This is a genomic window from Pseudocnuella soli (assembly GCF_004347775.1).
Lineage (GTDB): Bacteria > Bacteroidota > Bacteroidia > Chitinophagales > Chitinophagaceae > Flavisolibacter > Flavisolibacter aquaticus.
The window spans coordinates 4,304,690-4,329,015 of sequence record NZ_CP037755.1 but is presented as its reverse complement, the minus strand read 5'-3'; the positions used below and the strand labels follow the sequence as shown (position 1 = coordinate 4,329,015).

General features: G+C 52.0%; 14 protein-coding genes. 6 read left to right on the top strand and 8 right to left on the bottom strand.

The annotated features are described in order from the left end of the window. The first annotated feature begins 51 nt into the window (after positions 1-51). The 4 genes from EPD17_RS17760 to EPD17_RS17745 all read left to right on the top strand — a co-directional run bounded on the left by EPD17_RS17760 (position 52) and on the right by EPD17_RS17745 (position 6,007). Complete coding sequence (locus EPD17_RS17760) at positions 52-663, top strand: fumarylacetoacetate hydrolase family protein (protein ID WP_132055864.1); 612 nt, start codon at positions 52-54, stop codon at positions 661-663. 595 nt (positions 664-1,258) lie between these two features. Then, positions 1,259-3,319, top strand: a complete 2,061-nt coding sequence (locus EPD17_RS17755) for an alpha-ketoacid dehydrogenase subunit alpha/beta (protein ID WP_132055863.1) — start codon at positions 1,259-1,261, stop codon at positions 3,317-3,319. Between the two features lie 476 nt (positions 3,320-3,795). Next, positions 3,796-5,676: a glycoside hydrolase family 2 protein gene (locus EPD17_RS17750; RefSeq protein WP_132055862.1), complete on the top strand. Its 1,881-nt coding sequence runs from the start codon at positions 3,796-3,798 to the stop codon at positions 5,674-5,676. Between the two features lie 103 nt (positions 5,677-5,779). Next, positions 5,780-6,007, top strand: coding sequence for a CDGSH iron-sulfur domain-containing protein (locus EPD17_RS17745; RefSeq protein WP_114234823.1), 228 nt, complete (start codon positions 5,780-5,782; stop codon positions 6,005-6,007). Positions 6,008-6,095: 88 nt separating this feature from the next. Here EPD17_RS17745 and EPD17_RS17740 read toward each other — a convergent pair whose 3' ends face one another. The 6 genes from EPD17_RS17740 to nhaA all read right to left on the bottom strand — a co-directional run bounded on the left by EPD17_RS17740 (position 6,096) and on the right by nhaA (position 17,814). After that, on the bottom strand, positions 6,096-7,364 hold the full coding sequence (locus EPD17_RS17740) for a M23 family metallopeptidase (protein WP_165929654.1): 1,269 nt from the start codon (positions 7,362-7,364) through the stop codon (positions 6,096-6,098). Positions 7,365-7,638: 274 nt separating this feature from the next. Beyond that, complete coding sequence (gene tamL, locus EPD17_RS17735; protein WP_132055860.1) at positions 7,639-9,927, bottom strand: translocation and assembly module lipoprotein TamL; 2,289 nt, start codon at positions 9,925-9,927, stop codon at positions 7,639-7,641. Further along, on the bottom strand, positions 9,924-15,017 hold the full coding sequence (locus tag EPD17_RS17730; protein ID WP_132055859.1) for a translocation/assembly module TamB domain-containing protein: 5,094 nt from the start codon (positions 15,015-15,017) through the stop codon (positions 9,924-9,926). Before EPD17_RS17730 ends, tamL begins: the two co-directional genes overlap by 4 nt. Positions 15,018-15,199: 182 nt before the next feature. Then, entirely contained in the window at positions 15,200-15,460 is a 261-nt protein-coding gene (locus EPD17_RS17725) for a hypothetical protein (RefSeq protein WP_114234827.1), read from the bottom strand. Between the two features lie 121 nt (positions 15,461-15,581). After that, positions 15,582-16,586: an FAD:protein FMN transferase gene (locus tag EPD17_RS17720; RefSeq protein ID WP_132055858.1), complete on the bottom strand. Its 1,005-nt coding sequence runs from the start codon at positions 16,584-16,586 to the stop codon at positions 15,582-15,584. 37 nt (positions 16,587-16,623) lie between these two features. After that, positions 16,624-17,814, bottom strand: coding sequence for a Na+/H+ antiporter NhaA (nhaA, locus tag EPD17_RS17715; RefSeq protein ID WP_240040663.1), 1,191 nt, complete (start codon positions 17,812-17,814; stop codon positions 16,624-16,626). 142 nt (positions 17,815-17,956) lie between these two features. On the opposite strand from nhaA, the gene EPD17_RS17710 reads away from it, so the two are divergent. Then, a complete protein-coding gene (locus tag EPD17_RS17710) occupies positions 17,957-18,232 on the top strand; it encodes a hypothetical protein (protein ID WP_114234829.1) in 276 nt (91 codons plus the stop codon). A 128-nt stretch (positions 18,233-18,360) separates the two neighbouring features. On the opposite strand, the gene EPD17_RS17705 is transcribed toward EPD17_RS17710, so the two are convergent. Beyond that, positions 18,361-18,816 (bottom strand): DoxX family protein, encoded by a 456-nt coding sequence (locus tag EPD17_RS17705; RefSeq protein ID WP_132055857.1) that lies wholly within the window; start codon positions 18,814-18,816, stop codon positions 18,361-18,363. A gap of 244 nt (positions 18,817-19,060) precedes the next feature. Here EPD17_RS17705 and EPD17_RS17700 point away from each other — a divergent pair, with 244 nt between their 5' ends. Next, positions 19,061-20,017 carry a DUF2279 domain-containing protein gene (locus EPD17_RS17700; protein ID WP_132055856.1) on the top strand — a complete coding sequence of 319 codons (957 nt, stop codon included), beginning with the start codon at positions 19,061-19,063 and terminating at the stop codon, positions 20,015-20,017. A 50-nt stretch (positions 20,018-20,067) separates the two neighbouring features. Here the strand turns inward: EPD17_RS17700 and treY are convergent, their stop codons facing one another. Beyond that, entirely contained in the window at positions 20,068-24,294 is a 4,227-nt protein-coding gene (gene treY / locus EPD17_RS20270; RefSeq protein WP_132055855.1) for a malto-oligosyltrehalose synthase, read from the bottom strand. Positions 24,295-24,326: the final 32 nt, after the last annotated feature.

Here is a 24,326-nt window from a genome sequence, read left to right as displayed (position 1 = left end):
GATTAACAACCCTAGTTTGTATCCAATGTATTTACATTAAACCAACTTCTGATGAAGATTTTTTGCGTAGGACGTAATTACACCGAGCATGCCCAAGAATTAGGCAATACAGTACCCGACGAGCCCGTAATTTTTATGAAGCCCAAAAGTGCGTTGCTGCAACCGCATACGCCTTTTTATTACCCCGAGTTTACCAACGAACTGCACTACGAATGTGAGCTGGTGCTGCGTGTGTGTAAAAACGGAAAATACATCCAGGAAAAATTTGCCCACAAATACTACGATGCCATCACTGTAGGCATCGACTTTACTGCCCGCGACATCCAGGCAGAACTCAAGAAAAAAGGCCTGCCCTGGGAGAAGGCAAAGGCTTGGGATAACTCGGCTGCCATTGGCAAATGGGTGCCCGTGCAGGAGCTGAAAAACCGCAAGGATATTCAGTTTGGCCTGAACAAAAACGGCGAACAGGTGCAAAAAGGCGCTTCGTCGGAAATGATCTTTGGGTTCGATTTCCTGGTGTCTTACATCTCCAACTTTTTTTCCATCAATATAGGCGACCTAATTTACACCGGCACCCCCGCCGGCGTAGGCGAGCTGGTAGTGGGCGATGAAATCGAAGCCTTCCTCGAAGGCTCCTCACTGCTGGCGCTGGAAGTGAAGTAACATAACGAACAGACGAAGAAGTAACAGACGAATGACGAGGTTGAGTGTTGAATTATTGATTATGAATTATTAATTATTGGGTTCCTCCAAATTCATAACCAATAATTCATCATTCGTAATGTTTCTTCAGCGATCCTTGTTCCTTTATTCGACATCCACCGCCAGCAATTGGGCGTAGCCCAAACCTGTTGGTAGCAAAATTGCCTTTACCCAGTTGCCATCGTTTCCGTTGATCGTAGATCAACCCTGTGTGCCGCTAAAATATTGCAGAAGAACACCCGCTGGACGGGTTTGGGCTTCGCCCAAAATATTTCCCTATTAGATGTGGGGCTACCAACAGATGTGGGCCATGCCCACATTTTTTGTGGATGATTTCTTTGTTTAAAAATTTTTGTTTTTCTCCCTACTGAACCGACTCACTAGTTCATCACTCATAATTCCTCATTCCTAATTTCCCTTCGTCATTCAACATTCCTTGTTCCTTGTTCGATATTCTTTCCCAACTTCTTCTGTTCCTTGTTCGTCTGTTCATCTGTTCGACATTCGGCTTTCTCCATCCGCTTATCTTTGCGCCGAACGATTAATTGCTTGCTTCATGTTGGACAAAGATCAGTTGCTGTACGCCTACCGGCTTATGTATAGCGCATCCGTTATGGCCGAAACTTATGAAAAGAACCGGTCTGTAGCCAAATACGTACACTCCACTTCTCGCGGCCACGAAGCCGTGCAACTGGCCACCGGCCTGCAACTGCAGCCACAAGATTGGGTGAGTCCGTACTACCGAGATGAAAGCATGCTGCTGGCCATGGGCTGGAGCCCATACGAACTGATGCTGCAGCTCCTGAGCAAAGGGGCCGACCCATTCTCCGGCGGCCGCAGTTACTACAGCCATCCTTCTTCGCGCCGCAACGACCGGCCAAAGATAATTCACCAAAGCAGTGCTACCGGCATGCAGGCCATTCCTACCACAGGTGTGGCGCAGGGGTTAAAATACCAGTCGCTGGTGGATGGGCCCTGGACCGACAACGATGCGGCAAATAACCCGGTTGTTGTTTGCTCCCTTGGCGATGCATCGGTAACCGAAGGTGAGGTGAGCGAAGCCATCCAGTTTGCCGTGTTGCACGGTCTACCGGTTATTTATTTAGTTCAGGACAATGAATGGGGCATTTCTGTATCGGCAAAAGAGGGCCGTGCCATGAATGCTTTTGAATATGCTGCGGGCTTCAAGGGGTTGCACCGCCTGCAGGTAGATGGCACCGATTTTTTGGCTTCGTACCAGGCCATGCACAATGTAATTGATCATGTGCGCCAGCACCGCCAGCCCTGGCTGGTGCATGCCCGTGTGTGCCTGCTCAACCACCACACCAGCGGCGTTCGCAAAGAATTTTACCGCACCGAAGATGACTTGGCGCTGCACGCCGCCGCCGACCCATTGCCTAAATTGAAAAAAGAAGTGCTGCGCAGTTTTCCGGAGAAAACACTTGTGCAGGTAGAGCAGGAAATAACTACGCAGATTGCCGCCCAATTTGCCGAAGCCATTGCTGCACCCGATCCCGACCCGCAAACCGTGTCCGATCATGTGTTTGTGCCCACGCCGGTTTTGGAAGAAAAGGGCCAACGCAAACCCGATGTCGGCAACAGGATCATGATGGTGGATGCGGCGCTTTTCGCCATCCGCGAGTTAATGGAAGACCATCCCCAGTGCCTGTTGTACGGACAGGATGTAGGCATGCAACTCGGTGGCGTTTTTCGCGAAGCGGCTACCCTAGCCGACCGGTTTGGCAGCCACCGGGTATTTAATACCGCCATACAGGAAGCCTACATTATTGGCTCCACAGCCGGCCTGAGCGCTGTTGGGTTGCGGCCCATTGTGGAAGTGCAGTTTGCCGATTACATTTACCCGGGTTTCAACCAGTTGGTTACAGAAATTTCCAAAAGCTGTTACCTCAGTTGCGGAAAGTTTCCCGTCAGCACAATTATTCGGGTGCCTATTGGCGCCTATGGCGGTGGCGGTCCGTACCATAGTGGCAGCGTGGAAAGTACATTGCTCACCATCAAAGGCATCAAAGTGGCTTACCCGTCCAACGCCGCCGACATGAAAGGCCTGATGAAAGCCGCCTGGCACGACCCCAACCCGGTGGTAATGCTGGAACACAAAGGCCTATACTGGAGCAAAGTGCCCGGTACAGATGGCGCCAAAACCATCGAACCCGATAAGGATTACATATTGCCTTTTGGAAAAGGTGCCGTTGTGTTAGCGGCAAATGAACAGCAGGTGGAAGAAGGTGGCACTGCATGCATCATTACTTACGGCATGGGCGTTTATTGGGCCATTGCTGCTGCGCAAAATTTTAAGGGTAAAATACAGATCATCGACCTGCGAACGTTGTACCCGGTGGATGAAGCGCTGGTTTTTGATACCGTAAAACGCCACGGCAAATGCCTGATATTAACCGAAGAACAACAAGGCAATTCCTTTGCCGAAGCCCTGGCCGGCCGCATATCCAAAGCCTGTTTCCGCCACCTCGATGCGCCGGTGGAAGTGCTGGGTGCCCTCAACCTCCCCGCCGTTCCGCTCAATACCGGCCTCGAAGCTGCGATGTTGCCCAATGCGGCTAAAGTGGCGGAAAGACTCGAGGCGCTTTTGAACGAGTAAAAGAATAGAATATCGAACAAGGAACAAGGAATGTCGAATGAAGAATGGGAATGATGAATTATTAATTATTGGGTTTTCCGCAAATTCATAACTAATCATTCCACATTTATAATTTATGATTCGATGTTCCCAGTTCGCTTGTTCGAACTTCTATTTTATTCAAAGCACAAACAATTGGGCTACGCCCAAAACATTTCCCTATTAAATGTTGCGCTACCAACAGATGTGGGCCATGCCCACATTTTTTATTGATGGTTTCTTTTTTTCAAAATTTTGGATTCTCCTTTAACGAACCGGCTCACTAATTCATCACTCAACATTCATCATTTTCTACCACCGGCTGTTCTCCTTCTTTATTCAACATTCCATGTTCCTTGTTCGACATTCTTCCCTCAACTTCGACATTCGTCATTCCTTGTTCATCCGTTCGACATCCTCTCCCCTCCTTGGTCCAATATTCGCAGCAAGCCCGGCATATGGATGCGAATCACCCCAACTACGGACTAACGAACACCCGTGAAGAAGCCAATGCCGATGGCAACTTCATCAATCCTTTGCCCCGCGCAGTCATCCGGCAAAACGATTTTGTGCTGCTGGACGGGGAGTGGAATTTTGCCATCGATACCGACGACCGCGGCCTACAAGAAACCTGGTACCTCGGGCACAAATACACCGAAGTAACCAGCTGGCCCGGCTCCATTGAGCAACACCTGGCGCAGGCCAAAACCGACCAGGGCATAAAGCGGTGGCAGGATAAAGTAGTGGCCTGGTACGAACGGGAGTTCCCGGTGCCCACGGCCGGCAACGGCAACGGCGACACGGCCTCGCACCACAAAATGCTGCAGCTCACTTTTGGTGCCTGTGGCTACGAAACTCGGGTTTGGCTCAATGGCATTCCGCTCCGCACCGTGGAAGGCGAGGAGGTGCATGTTGGTGAATACACTTCGTTTTCCTTTGAACTCAACTCCGAAATGTTGCGGCCGATGAACCGCCTTACGGTGCGCATTGCCGATACCATGGATGCCGATATTCCACGTGGCAAGCAGGAGTCGCATGTATATAAACGTGGCGGCATCTGGTACCAAACGTATACCGGTGCGGTGCGCAGCATCTGGCTCGAAACGGTGGAGCGCAACCGCCTTCGTTCAAGGGTGGGCGTGGTGAGCATTGTGGAAGACAATATGGTTCGGTTTAATTTAACCACCCGCATTCACGACCCGGGCAGTTACACGTTGCGGCTAAAAGTGTATGAGTACAACCAGGACCGCGAGGTGCCAATAGCAGAAGACAATTACCCACTGAAATTAGAGGCAGGACAAAAGGCCCAGCGGGTGGTGTTGGAAATTCCGGGTGCCAAGTTGTGGTCGCCGGAAGAACCGAACCTGTACCACCTGGTGGCGGAGTTGGTGGATGCCGAAGGCTATGCAGCCGCCATTGAAACGCATTTTGGGCTCCGCAAAATTGAAGCCCGCGGCTGCTGTGTGTACCTCAACTCGAACGCAGTTTACCTCGATGGCATTTTATACCAGCCCGGCACGGCCACTTACGAAGAAATTGAAAAACACATGTACGCCATGAAGCGCCTTGGCTGCAACCTGGTGCGCATTCATATTGCCGGCATCGACCCGCGCATTTACAACCTGGCTGATAAAATGGGCATGCTGCTGTGGGTGGAAGTGCCCAGCCCGCACCGCTCTTCGGCCAAAAGCCGCGCCGCCCACCGCGATGAACTGATGCGGATGCTGGCCCTCATCGGCACCCACCCGTCGGTGGTAATCTGGAGCCTGTACAACGAAGACTGGGGCGCACAGGATATTGCTACCAACCCCGAAACAAGGCAGTACATCATGGACATGTATCATTACATGCATATTGCGCAGCCGCAGTTTTTGGTGGTGGACAATGATGGCTGGCAACATATTTCTTTTGAAGGCCGCCTCAAATCCGACCTGCTCACAGCGCATTTATACACACCCGAACTGGGCCGCTGGAAAGAATTGTTGAACCAACTGGTGTCAGGACAAAATGAAGGTGTGGCAGCTTTTCCGCTGGTGGTGGGCGACCCGTTTTTTTACCGCCGACATGTGCCGCTGGTGGTTAGCGAGTGGGGCGGTTTTGGCTTTGCTGATTATGGAGGCCCATCTGATAACGACGACCGGGCCGATAAAATCAGGCAGTTTAAAGAGGAAATGCGCAAACGCCAGATTGCCGGTGATGTGTACACGCAGGCAACCGATATTGAGGACGAACGCAATGGGCTGATTGATGTCACTACCGGGAATTTGAAAGTGCCGGATAACCTGCTGCGCTTCCGCGATTGGAGCGGCAAGGAAGATTCGGGGAGCTTGTTACTTTAATTAAAATTGATCAATCACCATTGGTTATCAAGCCGATGATTTTATACAAATCTTCCGCTGAAGCAGGGAAGGATTATTTTCGCAGCAAACGAAAACGACGAACATGGCAACAACAAAGATTACAGTGAACAACAACGGTTCGCTACGCGTAGAGGGCGATTTTGAAATTGTAGATAAAGAAGGCAATAAATACGACCTAGGTGGCCGCGATGTGGTTTCCATTTGCCGCTGCGGCATGTCGAAAAACAAGCCGTTTTGCGATGGTTCACATAAAGGGCATTTCGAGCACGAAGCAGTAGCATTTGCACTGCCACCCAAAAAGACCATCTAACAATTTACGATTGACGATTTTGGATTTACGAATAAGAGTCATCGGCTGTTATCAATCGTAAATCCAAAATCGTCAATCGTAAATCCCACTATCCTTTCGGCATCCAGCCTTCCACGTTGCCGGCACGCACTAGTGTGTATTCCTCAAAATATCCCAACACTTCTACCTGGCTGCCTTTCGCAATCCATTGGGCAGTTGCCGCATCGGCTGCGGGCAATTGTAGCAATGGCACTTGGGCGGTAGCCGGCTGGGCTTTCAAGGGCTTGGTGGTTGCCTGGACGGCGCTAAACGGGAACTCCATGATCGTTCCATCGGGCAGGGCAGCCAGATAGGTTTTGGCGCCAACCGCCACCGGCATTACAATGGTATTGGTAGGTAAAGTGCCGCCGTTTGCCGCCTTGGTTAGCCGCATGTATCCCGCCAGCGATTTTTTAGGCACGGCTGCAGGTTTTTTCACCACTTTATTTACAAAAATCAGGGGATCAACCGGACCGCGGGTTGTGTAAATGCCAAAGTGCAGATGCGCCGGTGTAGTGCGGGCATTACCGGTATTGCCCACCGTGCCCAGCGTATCGCCTTTGCTTACGGTCTGGCCCGATTGCACCAGGTGTTTATCGAGGTGGGCGTAATACAGCGTATAGTCTTTACCGTGAGGGCGCAGCCACACCACTTTACCGCCAATCGGCGTTTCCTGGATGGCTGTAACGTAGCCATCCAACGAGGCTATTGCCGGCGAGCCTTTTTTTGCAAAAATGTCCACCCCTTCATGGCGGCGCTTGCCACCATCGCGGTCGGCGCCCCAAAACGAGCCAATATTGGCTTTGGGATCGGTTACCGGAAATCCGATGGACGGGCCCTGTGTTACCGTGATAGAATAATTACCGCCCTTGAGCAGCTCCGGCTGCAGGCGCAGTGTGTAGGTGCCGGCGGTTTCTATATCGTAGGTAAATTCCTGCGCTGCCGTATCGGCGGCATGCAGCAGCTGGGGCTCTGTGCCTGTTTCGTGCTGGTACAGTTCGGCATACAATGTAAACGGAGCGGCAGGTTTATCGAGTGCAATGCGCAGCTGGCCGCCCCTTTTTGCGTTAAACTGAAGCCCCAGCGCCAGTTGCTGCGCGGCAGGAAAATGACCATCCAGTTTGAACGGAATGGTCATTTTTACCGGCTGCGCCAAAGCTGCATTGCCGGCTGCCGTCCAACGCAGGCCTTCGGGAGTTTTGTCTAAATCTTTTTTATCCAGTGATTGTTCATACGCCTCGCGGGGCGTTTTTGGACCAAACACAGTGGCGGCTACTTTGCCGCAGGATGCCAGAGCCAGGGAGCCAGAAAGCATCAGGAGGAAGAGGTTGTTTTTCATAGCCATTGTGCCGCGCAATCTGCAAACGGAGGGCCGGAAAAGGTGAAGAAAAGCAAAAAGAATGATGAACAGAGGAACAAGGAATGTCGAATGATGAAGTAGGGGGAGGGCTTGTAAATTATTGATTATGAATTATTAATTATTGGGGTCAATTCAAATTCAAAACCCATCATTCACAATTTCCGTTCTGCAGTTCAACATTCCTTGTTTCTTGTTCGATATGCTCACCAGACTTCTTCTGTTCGAGATTCCTTGTTCGTCTGTTCGACATTCCTTAGAACGGATATCCAATCGCCAGGTTGAACACCAGGTTTTCCTTGCGCCATTGTTTTTGCCCGAAACGCAGATCCGAGAACCAGCGTGGGTTTTGTTCCCACGGTTTGCGCACCGGTATGCCCAGGTCCACGCGGATCACAAACAACTGGATATCCAGCCGCAGGCCCACACCGGTACCTACTGCCAGTTCTTTTACCCAGTTTTTCGAAAACTTGGCGCCAGGCCGGTTAGGGTCCTCGTTGCGCAGCCAGATGTTACCGGCATCCAGGAAAATGGCGCCATACAGCGGGCCGCTGATGCGGGGCCTGAACTCTGTATTGAACTCCAGCCTTATATCGCCGGTCTGGTCGGTAAACGTGGTGGGCTCATCTGGGCGGTAGGTGCCGGGCCCCAGGGTGCGGCTGCGGAAGGCCCGGATGCTGTTGTTGCCGCCGGCAAAAAACTGTTTTACATAAGGCAGCCGGTTGGAGTTTCCATACGGAAAGCCCATACCAACAATAATGCGGTTGGCCCAGGTAAGCGCCGGTCCAAAGCTGCGGTAATAGCGCAGGTCGGTTTCAAACTTGGCGTATTGATCAAACACTGCATTGAACAAGCGCTTCGGATTTTCGGGGCTGCCTTTGCCGCCGGTAAATGCACCGGCTAGGTTGCCCGAAAGATCGATCAGGCCATTGAAATAAAACGAGTTGGGCTTGGTAACACCAGCCACCAAGTCATTGTAGTTAAAATTGTAGTTCATCCCCAGCACAAACTGCGAGTCGATGATGTTGGAGAGGTAGGGGTATTTTACAATATTGGCCCGGTACTCTGCTGTTACATTGATCGGCTGCACATAGGTAATGCTCACGGGGTTAAACTCGTGCCGAACCTTTTGGGTTTGCTGCCAGGTGTAGCCAAAACCGCCACGGAACGAATTGAGTGTGTACAGTTTGTTGCGGGTCAGTATGTCGTAGCCGAGCACAAAATTGGAGTGCGGCACAAAGCTGCCGCGGGTACGCACATCAAAAAACGGGATCACAAACCGAGGAATACTGAGGGTGGCCTCGGCGCCAGTGCGGAAGGTGTTGTAACCACGGAAGTTGCCGCCAAATTGCGTTTCGCTACCTACATATGCCGATATACGCAGGTGCTCACCGGCACCAAATGTGTTGCGGTTGCGCCAGCTTACGGTCAGTTCCAAACCATTCTGGTTGCTGCTTTTGGTGATGGCATTGGTTTCGGCCCGGATCGATTTTTTGGGCAGCGGCGTCAGGTAATAATAGGCATCCAACTTGTTGCTGTCGGGCAGGGGTTCAAACCGGTTTTTTACAAAACGAAACTCGTTCAGGTTAATGAGTCGTTGCAGGCTCATGTTGTGGTCGGTGCGGTTGTAGAGTTCACCGGGGCGGAACTGCATGGCCAGGTCAAACATTTTCGGCTTATATCGGTTCCGCGGATCAATTACAGTAAAGCCTTTATAAAGTGTGCCTGTGTTTTTAGCCGTATCCAGCCGGCTGGAGTTGAGGTTATAACCGCTGTAAATGTACACCCTGTTGATGCGATAGGGCTCGTCGGCTTCGCTGGGTGTTTGCGGCTTCAGCACCATGCGCAGGTCAATCGATGCATCGCCGTCGGTAGTGTCAACTTGGGCCAGCAAAAACTCCGGGCTAAAGAAATAGTATCCCCGCTCTTTAAGGTACGCATCAATCCTGATCCGTTCGCCTTTAATTACATCCAGGTCAAATGGAGCGCCGGATTTAAGGAGCGCCGCCGTAGTGCTTTCGCGGATAGACGCGGCCAGTGCACTGCTGTCTTGCGGGTATATTACCGAATCGAGCAGGTATTGCCGCCCCGCTAGTGCGGTGTATTTTACGCTGCCCTTTTTTGCCGACAGCGTGGAGTCGGCACTGACCGAAGCTCGGAAAAAGCCTTTGTTCTCGAGGTGGGTGCGCAGGTTGTCCATGTTTACCTGCATGTTCACATCGCTCATCAGCACCGGCGGCTCACCCTGGCGTTCGCGGATGCGGCCCCAAAAAGAGCTGTCGCTTTTATTGCTCAGCGCATTATAAATCAATAGTTTAAATGGAATGCCTAAAAACCGCGCATTCGGTTTGGGCCGCGTCAGTCCCTGCAGGTCGGAACGGAGCACCTTGCGCAGTTTGGCGCTGGCACTGTCGGCCTTCAGGTCTACGGTGGCGCCGGTGTACAGGCGGTCGCCGGCAGGAACGCTTTTGGTAACATTGCAGGCCGCCAGCAGCACCAGGGCTGCCAGCGGGCAAAACAACTTTAATGACTGCTGTCGGTTCATTGGTTCTTTTGTTCGGTTTGGGGTTCTTGCTCTCTTGCGTTAAGTGCTTCTATTTCGCGTTGCAGCTGCCACTGTTTCCGTCGTTCTTCTTTCTTTTTCGTGCTTTCAAATATTTGCCGAACCCGGTTGTAATCTACCGTCATAATAAAGCCGAGGCCGGTTTCAATAACATGGCCCAACAGTTCGGCCTCATATTCGTTGCGGCGGTAAAACCGCAGTGCATAGCGGCCATCGCGGCTCAGTTGGTAATTAATGGCCACGTTGCCGGCAATGTTCGACGACCGCTGGTTGCTTTGCTGTGCGCCTTCCAGCATAAAATCAGAGCCCACGTTTACCGTCAGCCGGTCATTGAGCAGGCGTTTACTCAGGCCCACGTTCAGGTCGGTGCGGGTACGGCGGTTGCCGGTGGCATAGTCGTCGCTGGAGGTTACGCCGAAGTTCAGATCCACGCCGGCAATCAGGTCGCCGGCCAGGTTGTTGAGCTGTTCTGTCAACAGTTTGCTTACACTCTGGCGGGCAAATGTTTCTGCATTAAAGCCACCGCCTTCGCCACCGCCAAATGGATTTTCGCCCACAAATCGGTTGAGGAGCAAAATGGCAAACACCTGCTTGTTCAATTCCGATGGCTCCTGCCGCAATTGCGCCAGCCGATAATCCACGGTTTGCACCACGTCGCCGCCCACATTATAGTTCTGGTCTTTAGGCAGGGTAATATCGAAGGTGAGCACGGGTTTCAGCATTTCACCATCCAGGTTCAGCAGCACGTTAAACGGCAGTTTTTGCAGGTAAAAATTGCGCTGGTCCTGTTCCACCTGGGCTTCCACCAGGTCAAGCGGGGCAGTATTGGCAATGTACACTGCCGTCATATCGAGCTGCGCATTGGTGGGTTCGCCCATCCAGGTAATGGTGCTGCCTTTTTGCAGGTCAAAACGCCGTTGCAAAAAGTTGAACGAAAAGCGGTAAGCACCTTCTTCCACGGTGTAGGTACCGGTGAGGGTGATCTTGCCGCTGGGGTCGATGCCACCCGAAAGCTGGCCTTCGCCGCGAATGTTCAGGAAGTCGCCATTAGCTACATCCACCACCAGGTTAAAGTTGGCTTCCTTGGTAATGGTGATGTTTGCCGCCACATCAAAACCCACCAGCGATGATGTGTTTATTGAATCATAAGCACGGAACAGCGAGTCGTTGAGCGGCGCATCGAAATCTACAAATTCCACAACCCCATCCCGCGACACCACGCCGGCTTCGGCCTGGGGAATCACAATCGAAAAATTGGTTGCTTCCTCCACCGTTACCTGTCCATCCACTTCAGGCGCTGTTTCGGTGCCGCCCACATGCATGCGGGTCGAAATCACCAGGTCACCGTAATACAAAGCATTGGGTTGTTTTACCGTACTCAGCGCTTTGAAATTATCGGCGTTCACATCTAGGTCAAATGCGTAGTTGATAAAGTTGGAAGATTTTACCGTGCCGTCAATATTCAGGGCCTGGCCTGCTGTATCCAAAATGGAAAACCCGTCGAACACCAGCCCGTCGTTATTCAGGCGCAATTCTTCATCATTAATATTAAACGGACCGCCGATGGCAACGGTGTTGAGCGACACCTGGTTGAAGCGCAATCCGCCGTCAATATCTGGTTTGGAAGCAGTGCCCGCAATGCGCATATTGCCGCTGATGGTGCCGGCCGCACGGGTAACAAATGCTTCCATGGCGCCTTCAAACGTGGACAATTGCAATTGCTGCAGGGCGACATTCAGGTCCAGGCCAATGTCATTTGCCAGTTGCGTCATCGAGCCGGTAATGCGGGCATCGTTGCCGCGGCCGCTCAGCACCACATCGGCATCGTAGCGTTGTGGCGTTTGGCTCAGCACCTGCAGCCGCAGGTTGCCTATGGTATCGTTTTGCATGGCCAGGTCGGCAATGGTGAGGTCGGAGGTGAACAGTATTTGTTTGGGCAATGCGGGAAATGTCACCACGCCATCAATTCTGCCGTCGGCAAAAAGCGAATCTTCCTGTATAAAGCCGGTTAGTGTTGCCAGCTGAAATTCATCGAACGTAACTGTAAGCGGCTGCACGCCATTGCCGGCGCCACTTTGCAACTCCAGCCGCTGTGCACCCTGTGACAGCACGAAGTTGTCGGCACGCATATAAGTAGGCGCCAGCACAATCTGGTTGTTGGGTGCAATGCTCCAGCTATTATAGTTCAGCATCAGGCTGTCCGGCGAAAGGGAAAGGCGATTGATGCCGCTTTGCTCCATCTGAAACAGCCCGGCCAGCATGTATTTGCTGCGGTCGGTATTGTCGCGCAGGTTCAGGCCAAAATTGATGTTGTTGTTCAGTGCCGTTGCAGTGATGCTGGTGCGGTGCAGCACAATGCCGCCGCTTTGCACACCGGCCAGTTCGCCCCTTATTTGCAGCCCCTGCGGCTCTGTATAAGCTTGTATATTGATACCAGTAAGTGTGCTTCCGGCAAACACTAGTCCATCCGACACCACATTAGCCTGCATGCCTGAGCCTGTTGCCAGCCTTCCGTCGATGTTGATGGGACTGGTAACTTCCATGCCCGGTACAAAGGCGCCAATGATGGGAGAGGGCTGCACATCGGCCCGGAACGTAAAATCATAAGGTTGCACCTGCGCCGGTGCACCGGCAGGCATCAGGTTGATATAAGGCGCCAGGTTTTGCTGAAAAACTGCCGCCAGCTCCGTAAGCCGGTACTGCCCTTCTATAGCGGCGTTGATGATATCGCTTTGCACCCTGATGTACTGGCCGCTGTCGGTGCCGCCAGCCTGCAGTTGCAGGGTATCCAGATTGAGGCGGTTGGCGCCAGTTACAAAAAGCGCTTCCGTTATTTGCACATCAGCCTGGGGGGCATTGGGGTCCAGCGACGGCATATCGCCGGCAATACGGCCACGGAAAATGAGTGGTTCGGTAGTAAAACCAAGCGGCATTGTTTTCAGACTGTCGATCATACCCGACAATTTAATGGCAGGAGCGGCCCCGCCAAAATCGCCGGAAGCCGTCAGGTCAAATGCGGCATTGGCATCGCGGCTGTCTAGCGTGGCCGAAAATTCTGTTCCGGCAAGATTTCCCTTGAAATCTATATTGCGGTAGTTGTACCCATTGAAACCGGCATTGCTGATCACCCCTGAAAAGTTGGTGCGCATGCTTTCCGGCGTAAAGCCTACACCATTGGCCCGCACTGTGCCCGTAAGCGAACCCAGTTGCGGGTTGCGCAAAATGGAACCCAGTTGGAGCCCGCGGGCCTGCACAGTAGCATCGTAGCGGGCAGCGGACGGGTTGGTAATATTGGCAAACGTGCCGCGAATGGCTGCCGAGCCGGCCGAAGTACGCAGGTTTACATTGGTGGCGAGATTGCCGCCGCTGCCGCGGATGGTGCCGTCGAGGTCAATATTTTGTGGCAGGTTGATGGCATCTTCCGGAATGGCGCCGCCGCTCAGGGTTTGCAGGTCGCTTTTGGTGGTGCGCAGGCGGTTTACCGTAAAATCGGCACCCATTTTATCCGGGTTAGTCAGGTTGGTTAGCCGCCCCGAGGCGCTGATGCTGGTATTGCCCATGCCGCTGAATTGCAGGTTATTTACCAACAAATCGTTCATTGATCCGCGGGCCTGCAGGTCCACATACCAGGTATCGTTCGCGTTGCGGAAAGCGGGTTGTGCTGCCAGCATGGGCGCAAACGTAAGGATGTCGGCCACTTTAATGCGGCTGTCGTCGATGTTGACATCCATCTGCGTTTGCGGAAAATTGTTCATCAGCGCTTCAAACGAAGAATACTTCAGCGTCAGATCGCGGCGTAGTTCGGTGCCCGGCGTTTTTATGTATAAATCCTGCAGGTGGGCACCGTTGTAGGCATACAACAGGTTGCCTTGCAACTCCTGCAAATTAAAGCCGCTCTTTTCCTGAACCGAACCCCTGCTGATGCGGGCCGCCATCGAATCTGGCGTGATCACCAACCCGTCTGCATGCAGGGTCAGCGCCTTGGCATCGAGGTGGGCATAGTCCATGCCGCGTGGGGCACGGGGCTCGTTGTCGTTGTCAAATTTGATGTTGTTGTTGTTCAGGCGCAACTGGCCCACCCGGAAATCGTATCCCAATACCTGCTGTGCTTCCACTTCCTGCGCTACTTCTTTTTCCACCACCTTGGCACCCGCCGATTTACCCATACGGATCACCGCGGTTGTGTTTTCCAGCAGCAGGTTTTCGAGGTGCACGGTATTGTTCGAGAGGTTAAGCTGCCGCCCGGTCGTTTGCAGCCGGCCCAGGTTCAGGTCGGTATAAAAAGCCGAAACATCGTTGGCAAAATTTACCGCAATCTGCGACAGGTCAACCTGCCCGATCTTTAGCTGCATGGGCTGCGGCGTAACGGCATCAGCAATGTCTTTGGAAAGCGGCTCCGGCGTAGCCAGCGGCTTATACTGCCGGATATTGGCCGTTACGTTGCGCAGCTGCACCGAAGGAATATCGTAGTAAAAAGCTGCGGGGTTGATGCTGTCCATGCGGGCTTCAGCGCCGCCAATGCGTACCCGCATGTTGCTGCCCGTTACATCATCGGCCATTTGAAACACCACGTTGTCCAGCGTAAGCCGGTCCAGCGCCATCTTCATCGGCGCGGTGGTTGTGGTGTCTACCGTCGTCGTTTTGGGTGTAAATGCATCTACAATAAACTGGAAATTGAACGTGGTGTCCGGCAGTACCCGCTTTATTTTGGCGGTAATATTTTCCAGCTCCAAGTAATTAATTTCAAGTTCATTATTGAGCAGTTTGCGCAGCGCCAGCCGGGTTTTGATGGAGCCGCCCGATACAAGGGTATCCTTTGAGCGGTCTTCAATGTACACGTCCTGCAGGCTTATTTTACCGGAAAGCCCAAAGCGCACAGCGCCAATATCTACCCTTGTCTGCAGCTTTTTTTCCAGAAAACTTTCCGCCCTGCCGGTCAAAAAGCTTTGCACCGGCGGCGTGAGTATTAATAGAAAAATAACCACCACAAAAAGCAGCAGGAACAGGATGGACTTTAGTAAAATGCGGAGTATACGAACGGCTACAGGCCGGGTGTTTGCTTCGGTTTGCATGGGAAAAAGGTGCGCTTGGCACCGCTACCTGCGCAAATACCAGACCTTAAAAACACCATTGATACTAGCGGGTTTTAGCCGGAGCAAATCAAAGAAAATCAATGGGCGCTGTAGAGAAAGTTCTACACGCAACCGCTTGCTGTACAAAGGGTTTAACTAAAAAAGCGCTATCGAAGTTAAGATTATGGTGCAGCGCTGAGCAATATGGGCATTCCGGTGACGAGGTTGTGATTCAATTCGTCCAGCACCTGCTGAATGATCTCGGGGTTTTCGGTGCCCGAAACATCCCAATGCCCGCCGCGGTTTTCCGCTACCAGATGTGGTGCTATAAAGCTACGGGACGGGTTTTCAGCTGGATTGAGCTCCATACGGTTGGCGCTGCGCTGTACCCGGTAGCCAATGGGGAACTGGTCAACAAAAAGTACGGTAGAGAAAGTTTCCATGGTTAAACAGTGTTACCCTCTCTATACCCAAATCTGTACCCAATTCCACTTTTGGCTGTTAATCTTGCGGCAAATAGGGATTGTAACGGTTCAGTTTCAGCCGGGCAGGGATAAAAATTGATTATTGAATTTTCTTTTCTTGCAGCAATGCATAAAAACCGGAAGTGGCGGTATCGGCCGGGGTGCCGTCCCGTTTTTTGTAAATAAAATACGCTTCCAGGTCTTTTTGTTGTTCGGCAAACTGCAGGCCCCTTTCCAGGCCCATCGTCATCAGCGCATTGTCTATAGCGTCGGCCGTGATGGCGTCCGGTGCCCACACGGTTACAGCCACCAGGTTGTTGGTCAGCGGAAAACCGGTTGCCGGATCAAGCAGGTGTGCAATGGCTTTATTGCCGCTTAAATAATACCGCCGGTAACTGCCTGATGTGGTGAGTGCACCCGAACGAAGCGCCAGTTGCTGTTGCAGCGGAGCACCCATGTTTTCGGCTGCTTCGGGGCTTTCAATGCCGATGGTAAATGGCTCGCCGGAAGGCTGGCGCCGGCCCTGAACGCTTAATTCGCCGCCAATTTCCACGAGGTAATTTTCCAAACCTTTCGCTGCTAAAAAACCGGCCAGTACATCTACGCTATAGCCTTGTGCAATACCGTTTACATCGGCCTGCACGCAGGGCTTTTTTTTATACACATGCCTGCCCCTGATGCGTAGCTGCTGCCAGCCCGTGCAGGACTTCAATTGCTGCACGGCGGCGCTGTCCGGCGGGTTGTTGTGCGGCTTGGCGCCAAAGCCCCAGGCCTGTACCAGCGGCAGCACTGTTACATCAAATGCACCGCCGGTTTGGCGGCTCACTACAGCGGCTTTTTGCAACACATTGCGCAAATGGGGTCCCGCAGCAAATTTTCTTTTTGCCGCATTCAACCGGTTGATTTCTGAATCGGGTTGGTAAATGGAAAGCGCACTGTCGAGGGAACGAAACACGCTATCACATTGGCCCTTGGTTACGATGCTGTCGGTGGCGTAATAAATTACGGAATAGGTAGTGCCCTGCGCTTTGCCCCGCAACTCAAACCGGCGCAGCGGTTCGGATTTTACCAACAAAAATGACAAGAGCCAGATCAGCAGCGGCATACGCAAAAACTATCTTGAAAGAATGGAATAGAAAACATTAGGGCTTGCCTTGCAAAGCAAGGTCCTTTTTACCTGCCATTTGCAGCACCAGCAAACCCAGCACCGAAGCCACTACCGAAGCCAGCAGGATCGATATTTTCGATTGTGCCACCACGTTAGGATCATCGAAGGCCAGTAGCGTGATAAAAATGGACATCGTAAAGCCAATGCCGCCCAAAATGCCCGCCGACAGCAGGTAACGCCAGTTTACACCCGTGGGTAAAGAACTCCAGCCCAGGGCCACCGCCGCACCGCAAAAAATCATAATGCCCAGCGGCTTGCCTGCCACCAGCCCCAGCATGATGCCCAGGCTGTTGTTGTTTTGCAGGTCGGAGAACCAGGTGGTAGGTATAATAATGCCGGTATTGGTGAGGGCGAAAAGCGGCAGAATAACAAACGCAACCGGGTAGTGCAGCCAGTGCTGCACCCGGTAGGAAAGCGACTGTTCATCGCCGTTACCAAAAGGCATGGCAAACGCCAGCAACACGCCAGCCAGCGTGGCGTGCACCCCGGACCGCAGCATGCAGTACCACATGACCACGCCCAGCAACAGGTACACCCAAACGCGGTAAATCTTCAGGCGGTTGCACACAAACAGCAATCCCCAAACAGCCATTGCACCAAGCAGGTATAGCATCTGCAGGCTTTTGGTATAAAAAAATGCAATCACCAAAATGGCACCTAGGTCGTCGATGATGGCAAAGGCGGTGAGAAATACTTTTAGTCCATAGGGAACTCGTTTTCCCAGCGATAAAATGCCCAGCGCAAAAGCAATATCGGTAGCCATTGGAATGCCGCCACCGCCCTGTGTAGGCAGGCCCGCATTGAATAAAAAGTGAATGCCGAATGGAATGACCATGCCGCCCAGTGCCGCAAACAGCGGCAAGGAAGCATTGCGGAGGGAGGAGAGTTCGCCGATGTACACTTCCCGCTCTATTTCGAGGCCAACGAGCAGGAAAAAGATCGTCATCAGGCCATCGTTTACCCAATGCTCCAGCGACAGGTTGAGCGAAATAAACTTGTTTGCAAAACCCGCCTTGTGGTGAAAGAACTCCGGAAACGCAGGCCCGATCAACACGTTGGCCAGCAGCAGGCTTAAAATGGTGGTGCCGATCAATACGTAACCCGCACTGCGTTCGCTTTTAAAAAATGCCTGGAACAGCCTCGTTACTTTCATTCGTGGTGCCATGGGTGAGGGTTTGGTATCAATCTGCGCGAAGTAAACAAATTTGCCCCAATACCCTGCCCGCATAAAATAAGGGCCGCAACCTCAACTGCCTATTGGCAAAAGCCCAAGTCCGTTTATCTTTAAGTAAAACAAGCCCCTACACATGAACCCCGAAAAATTTTTTACGCAGGCCGGCCGCCTGTTTCATTTTACATATGGGGGAAAACAGGTTGCCTGTAATTATTATTTTACCCGTGTTAACCACAACTCGCCCAGCCAAAAATTGTGGATGAATATTTTGTTTCATTTTGGCGAACGCAAAGAGGTAATTGAACTGACGCTGGAGCAGCCCGAACACATGCTGCTGCTGAAACCCAAAATTGCCCTTGATCAGAAAGTGCAACGGCTGGTGGAGGTTTACCTGACGCAGTTTTTATAAAACAAATTGATTCCTGTTGACATTGATCAGCCCAACAAAAAAAGTACATGACCGTGCTTTTTTTGTTGGGCGTACAGGGGCCCTGCAAGCCTTTTGCCTTTGCTAACTTTTTCCGGTTCAGGACCAATTTATACCGTTGCCGGCGTGTTGGTTTCCAGCACCCTGATCCGGGCTGTTTCTGCTTCTTCCTCTGCTTCGTTGATGCGCTGGTGCCGTGCATTGGCTGCCACAAAAAGGGCAAAGCCCATGATGGCCGTGTCTTTCAGTAAACTGGCAAATGCCTGTTGGCGCATTTCGGGGTCGCCGGCATTGAGGTAGTTGGGCAGGTGAATGGTGAGTACAAACACCAGCAGCATTGCTGCCAGCAGGTACCCGGCCAGTTTTACCATGCGGTTGGTAACAAAAGCCAGCGCTACGCCAATAAAGGCAATGCCGGTAAAATACACCCAAAGAATGCCGCCGGGGATAAAATCGGGAACATACACCAGCCACATTTTGGGATACATCAGGTGATAAATGCCAAACACCAACATCACTGCCGAAAGAAGATATACGGCAAAGCGGGAAATAGAATGCTCGTTCATATCTGTAGGTTTTAAGGTGTAAGATTGAACGGTCGGTTAGCCACCTTTAAGTTACGAAACTTGCCGCTGCGGCGCAGTCATAATTTTTATAAGCGGTTGCCGGATGTGCTTGTTTTTCAAGGCTGTATATATGTGTAAAAATATAGGTGATGGCTTGCTTTCATTTGTGGGTTTGTACGGTTAGGTTTACGGCACCGGCAACTGTATTTCCTCCCAATTGTTCAACGGTTGCAACACGCTACATATGATGTTACCAAAACCTGTCAGCTTATTTAGATCGATTTCCTTTGTGTTCGCGTTGCTGCTTTGCAACATTGTAACGGTTCATGGTGCGGATGCTTCCATGATTCAACCGGATACAACGGCACCGGCTACCCGAAAATGGATTGCGGCTGGGGGTACAACACTGGTAATGGGTGGCGCGTTGTTGCTGTTTGTACAATCCAGTGAATATAAGTACACCTCTAAATTTCATGTGGATCGTGGCGGGCTCGACTACCTCGGTATGGATAAAATGCTGCATGGCCAGTTGTCGTACACCACGGCACGCTTGCTGCACGGCACGCTCAACTGGGCAGGAGTGAATGAAAAGAAAAGTATCTGGGTGGCTGCAGGCGGCAGTCTATTATTCATGACTGCAAAAGAATTGATCGATGCCCACAACCCGCGCTGGGGCTGGGGCTGGGCAGATGTGGGTGCTAACATTGGCGGTACTGCATTTTGGGCAGCGCAGCAATGGGGCTGGGGCGAGCAGAAATTGCAGTTGAAATTTTCGGGTGTGCCCCGTAGTTATACCGACAAACAGGTCGACGAGCAGATATCAATCCTGTTTGGTTCCGGGGCTGAGCGGGCTATTAAAGATTATAACCAACAAACTTTTTGGCTGAGTGCCAACCTGCACAGCCTTGGTGCTCAAGGGTTGCCCCGGTGGCTGAACCTGGCGGTGGGCATGGGCGGTGAGCACCTGTACGGACAAAAAGAAAACCTCCGCAAGGATCGCACTGGTGCCATTGTATTTGACCGCCGCAATTTGCCGCGCCGCCGCCAATGGTACCTGGCACCGGATATTGACCTAACCAAAATACCCACTAACAGTAAGTTTTTGCGCACCGCATTTTTTGTACTAAACATCATCAAAGTGCCACTGCCTGGCCTTGAACTGACCGATGGCAAGCTTAAAGTAAAGGCACTCGCTTTTTAAAGAAAACGCCCAAACAATTTTGTCTGGGCGTTTTTGTTCCATTGCATTTTTTATTCCCGGTTATACAATTCTGTCCATTTTTTCAGTAGGTCCTCGGCACCTTCGTTTAACTGGCCGGGTAGGAGCCGCCATGCCCAGTTCTTGCTCCCCTGCCCCGGCACATTCATGCGTGCCGATTCATCGAGGCCCATCAGGTCCTGCACGGGCAGGATCGCAGTTTTGGCTACCGATGCATACGCCATCTGCCCCAGTACCAAGTGCACTTCGGCTGCCGAAAGACCGCGGCCAACATATGCTTCCAGCCGCTGGCGGGTAGCATCGTTGGCTTCGGTTGCAAACCAGCCACGCACCGTGTTATTGTCATGCGTACCGGTGTACACCAAAAAGTTGGGATTATAATTATGCGGGATATAATCGGAGCGGGGCATGTCGTCGCCAAAGGCAAACAGGAGGATCTTCATGCCCGGCAGGCGAAACTGGTCGCGCAGATCGGTCACTGCTTTGTTTATTTCGCCCAGGTCTTCGGCCACAAAGGGCAGGCCGCCCAGCGCTTCCTGCACTGCGGTAAAAAAATCGGCGCCAGGCCCGGGTTTCCACTGGCCGCTTTTTGCCGAAGGCGCATCGGCGGGCACTTCCCAGTAATCGGCGAAGGCGCGGAAATGGTCGATGCGTACCAGGTCGAAGAGTTCCGTGTTGTGCCGCAACCGCTCGATCCACCATTGGTAGCCTTGTTCTTTCAATACATCCCAACGAAACACCGGCATGCCCCAAAGCTGCCCATCGTCGGAAAATGCATCGGGTGGGGTACCGGCCACGCCAATCATTTTGCCTTCTTCATCAATTGCAAACAGGTCGCGGTTCGACCACACATCCACCGAATCGTAGCTCAGATAAATAGGCAGGTCGCCCAGCAGCCGGATGCCGTGATCGTTGCAATAACTGCGCAGGTGGTGCCACTGCCGCGAGGCCTGCCATTGCAGCCACGCAATTTTTTCCAACTCCGTTGCATGTGCTACTGTTGCTTTTTTCAGTGCAGCAGCATTGCGTTGTTTTAGGGGCTCGGGCCATTGAAACCAGGCGGCGCCACCCTGTTCTTTTTTCAGTGCAGAAAACAGTGCAAAATCTTCCAGCCAATGCGTTTCTTTTTCTTTAAATGCGGCAAATGCAGCCCTGTCCGCTTCAGATGCAGTTTCCAAGAACCGTTGAAATGCCTGCTCAAAAAGCACTGCTTTTTTTTGTTCCACTACATCATAATCAACCCGCGCCGCAGGCGGCAATTTTGCCCCTTCCATTTCTTCCGGTGTGATCCAGCCATCTTCCATCAGGCTGCGCGGAGAAATAAGCAGGGTATTGAATGCACGGCTGGATATAGAACTATACGGCGAATGCCCCTGGCCTGCTTCGGTAGGGTTAAGGGGCAACAACTGCCAGTATTTTTGGTTGCTGCGAAACAGGAAGTCGGCAAACAACTTGGCTTCGCGGCCCATATCGCCAATGCCAAACGGCGAGGGCAGCGATGAAATGTGCAGCAGCAAACCAGCGCCCCGTTCGTTGTCCAGCACATGGCCTTTCATGATGGCCAGCGGCAAATGAGCAAACAGATCTTTTACGGCAATGCATCCATCCAATTGTGCGCTGGTGCCGTCAAAAATATGGTCCCATGCAATGTCGGCTTCATCAGGCAATTGAATGCTGGTATCGGCCCAATCCAGTTGCAGCACATCGGTCTTTTTTTGCGCAGTACAAAGGGCCGCCGTATGCAGCGGTGCAGCCACCACAAAAACCTGTTGCCGGTGTTTGCGTGCAAACGCAATCACATGATCTTTGTATTGGCCCGTTACTTCCAGCGGGTGGTATTCGCCTTCCGAAAAAATATAAGATTGTTTTTGCCGCAACTGTGCCAGTTCGCGGGTAAGCCACAGTTTGATGCGGCCATCAAAACGAGACTTCCAAAGTTCGGGGATCAGGGTCTCGACCCGCTGGCCATCCATTTCCTGCAAAGCCGCCATGCGCTGGTTGTAATCAACCGGGCGGCGGTTGTCGGGGTCTACCAGGCTCAGGTCCCAAAACTCGCAGCCCTGGTACACATCGGGCACGCCGGGGCAGGTAAATTTCAGCAGCACCTGCACCAGCGAGTTTACAATACCTGCATCGGCAATTCTTTGATGAAAAGGCTGGAAGCTTTTCCAAAACTTACCCCCTTTTTGCAACAGGCTTTTGGCGAATTGGATTGTTGCGCCTTCATATGCCTCATTCGGCGTGGTCCAATTGGAAAAACGCTTGGCTTCCCGCAACGCTTTTTGCATGTATTCGGCCAGGCGATTTTCAAAATCACTTTCATCGCCGCCCGGCATGGGGTAAGCACCGAGTACCGTTTGGTAAATAAAATATTCATCGTTGCCATCGGGACCATCTGCAGTTTTCAGGGGTTTGGCTAAAGCCTGCCATTCGCCCACTTTGGCAATCCACTCCTTGGGCAATTCGGTGAGCACATTTAACCTTGCCCGCACATCTTCGCCGCGTTTGGTATCGTGTGTGGAAGTACCGTTGATTGCCAGCGGCCACTGCTCCTGCCGCTCCTGCATTATTTTATGGAAAGCGGGCACCGACAAGCCAAAAGCTTCGGGTGCATCGCCCACTTCGTTGTGGCCAATAAAGCGGTTGTACGTGTACATTACTGTGTCTTCCACTCCTTTGGCCATCAGCGGGCCGGTAAACTGCATGCATCGTTTGTAAAAATGCGCCGCGTTTTTATTGTACACCTCATCGCGGTGCGGAGGGTAGTGCAGCAGCACATTTTCAAACACCTGCAAAGCTGCTTCTTTTGCATTGCCGCTGCGCCGGATGCGTTGAAAAATCTGGTATACTTCGCCTGCTTCTTCGTGGCTCAGCGGAAAGCTGCTGCCATAGTACCGGTACACCGGGCATTGAATTAAAAACTCGGCCAGTGCCGTTTTCAAATCCTCGCGGTGTATGGATGAAAGCGCCCTGCGATCCACCAAATTCGATTGCATGAACAGGTGGTACAAGTTGGCCAACTCGCCACCCATATGCTCGTACAGGATGTGGTGTTTTTTCTGGTAAATATGTTGCGCAATACTTTGGTGGTCTTCGGTGAGGCGGTGGTAAAACTGCGTGAATGATTTTTCGCCGCCGCTGTAACTAAGTAGGCCATTTACCTGTGCTAAAAAATCGTAACCGCTGCTGCCTTCAATGGGCCACCAATGCGGCATGGGCTCGCCGGGTTCCAGTATTTTTTCAACAACAATGTATGTCTCCTCACCTGTTTTGTGGCGCAGTGCTTCCAGGTATTCGGTAGGATCGTACAAACCATCAATGTGGTCGATGCGCAGGCCTTGAAACACATCGTTAGCCACCAAGTCAAAGATCAAGCGGTGGTGTTCTTCCAGCACATGGCTGTCCTGGATGTTGAGGCAGATAAGCCCATTAACGGTAAAGAACCGTCGAAAATTAATGCGCTGATCAGTTTCCTGCCAATGGCACAATCGGTATTCCTGTTCCTCTGCAATCTGCGTCATCACTGCCTTGTCGGCCGATGCCGCAGCAATGCTGTCATCAATGAATTTTTGCACCGGTTTTGTTTTTTCCAGTGCGGTAAACTGGGTGCGCCATTCGTCCCATTGTGTTGCATACGCCACGGGGCCTTCCACGCTGTGCAGGTCGTCCAGCTGATCGAACAATTGTTCCAGCGCCTGCGGTTTTTTACCATCGCCCTGCTCTAGAATCATGCGGTATGTGCGGGGCTTTACGGGGTAAATGGCATCGTAATATTTCAGGTAAATACGTCCGTTGGAATATTGCAAACCCAGTTCGCCCTGTTCAATCACGGCCTCCAACGAGCTGCCTAAAAACGGCACCATCAGCTTGCCGCCGTGCAGTATGCCACCCGTCCAGGTGATGTCGAAGAAATGATTGTAGCGGCTCCTTTTTCCTTTCTCCAGCACATCAAACAACCACGGATTGCGTACATCAAAAGCCATATGGTTGGGCACAATATCCTGCAACCATCCAATGTCGTCTTTTTGTAGCCGTGCCGATATTTTGCGCAGTTGCTCAATGGTGCCCACCTCGGGGTTGATGCGCAGCGGGTTGGTGCTATCGTAACCGTGGGTGCTGCCGGGCACTGCTTCAAAAATAGGCGAAGCATAGATGGTGCCTACACCCAGTTGGCGCAGGTAATCGTACACCTGCTCCAGGTGGGCCAACGTAAAGTCTTTATGAAATTGTATGCGGTAGGTAGATTTTGGATTGTACATGTTGGTGAAGGGTGAATGATCAATGATGATTC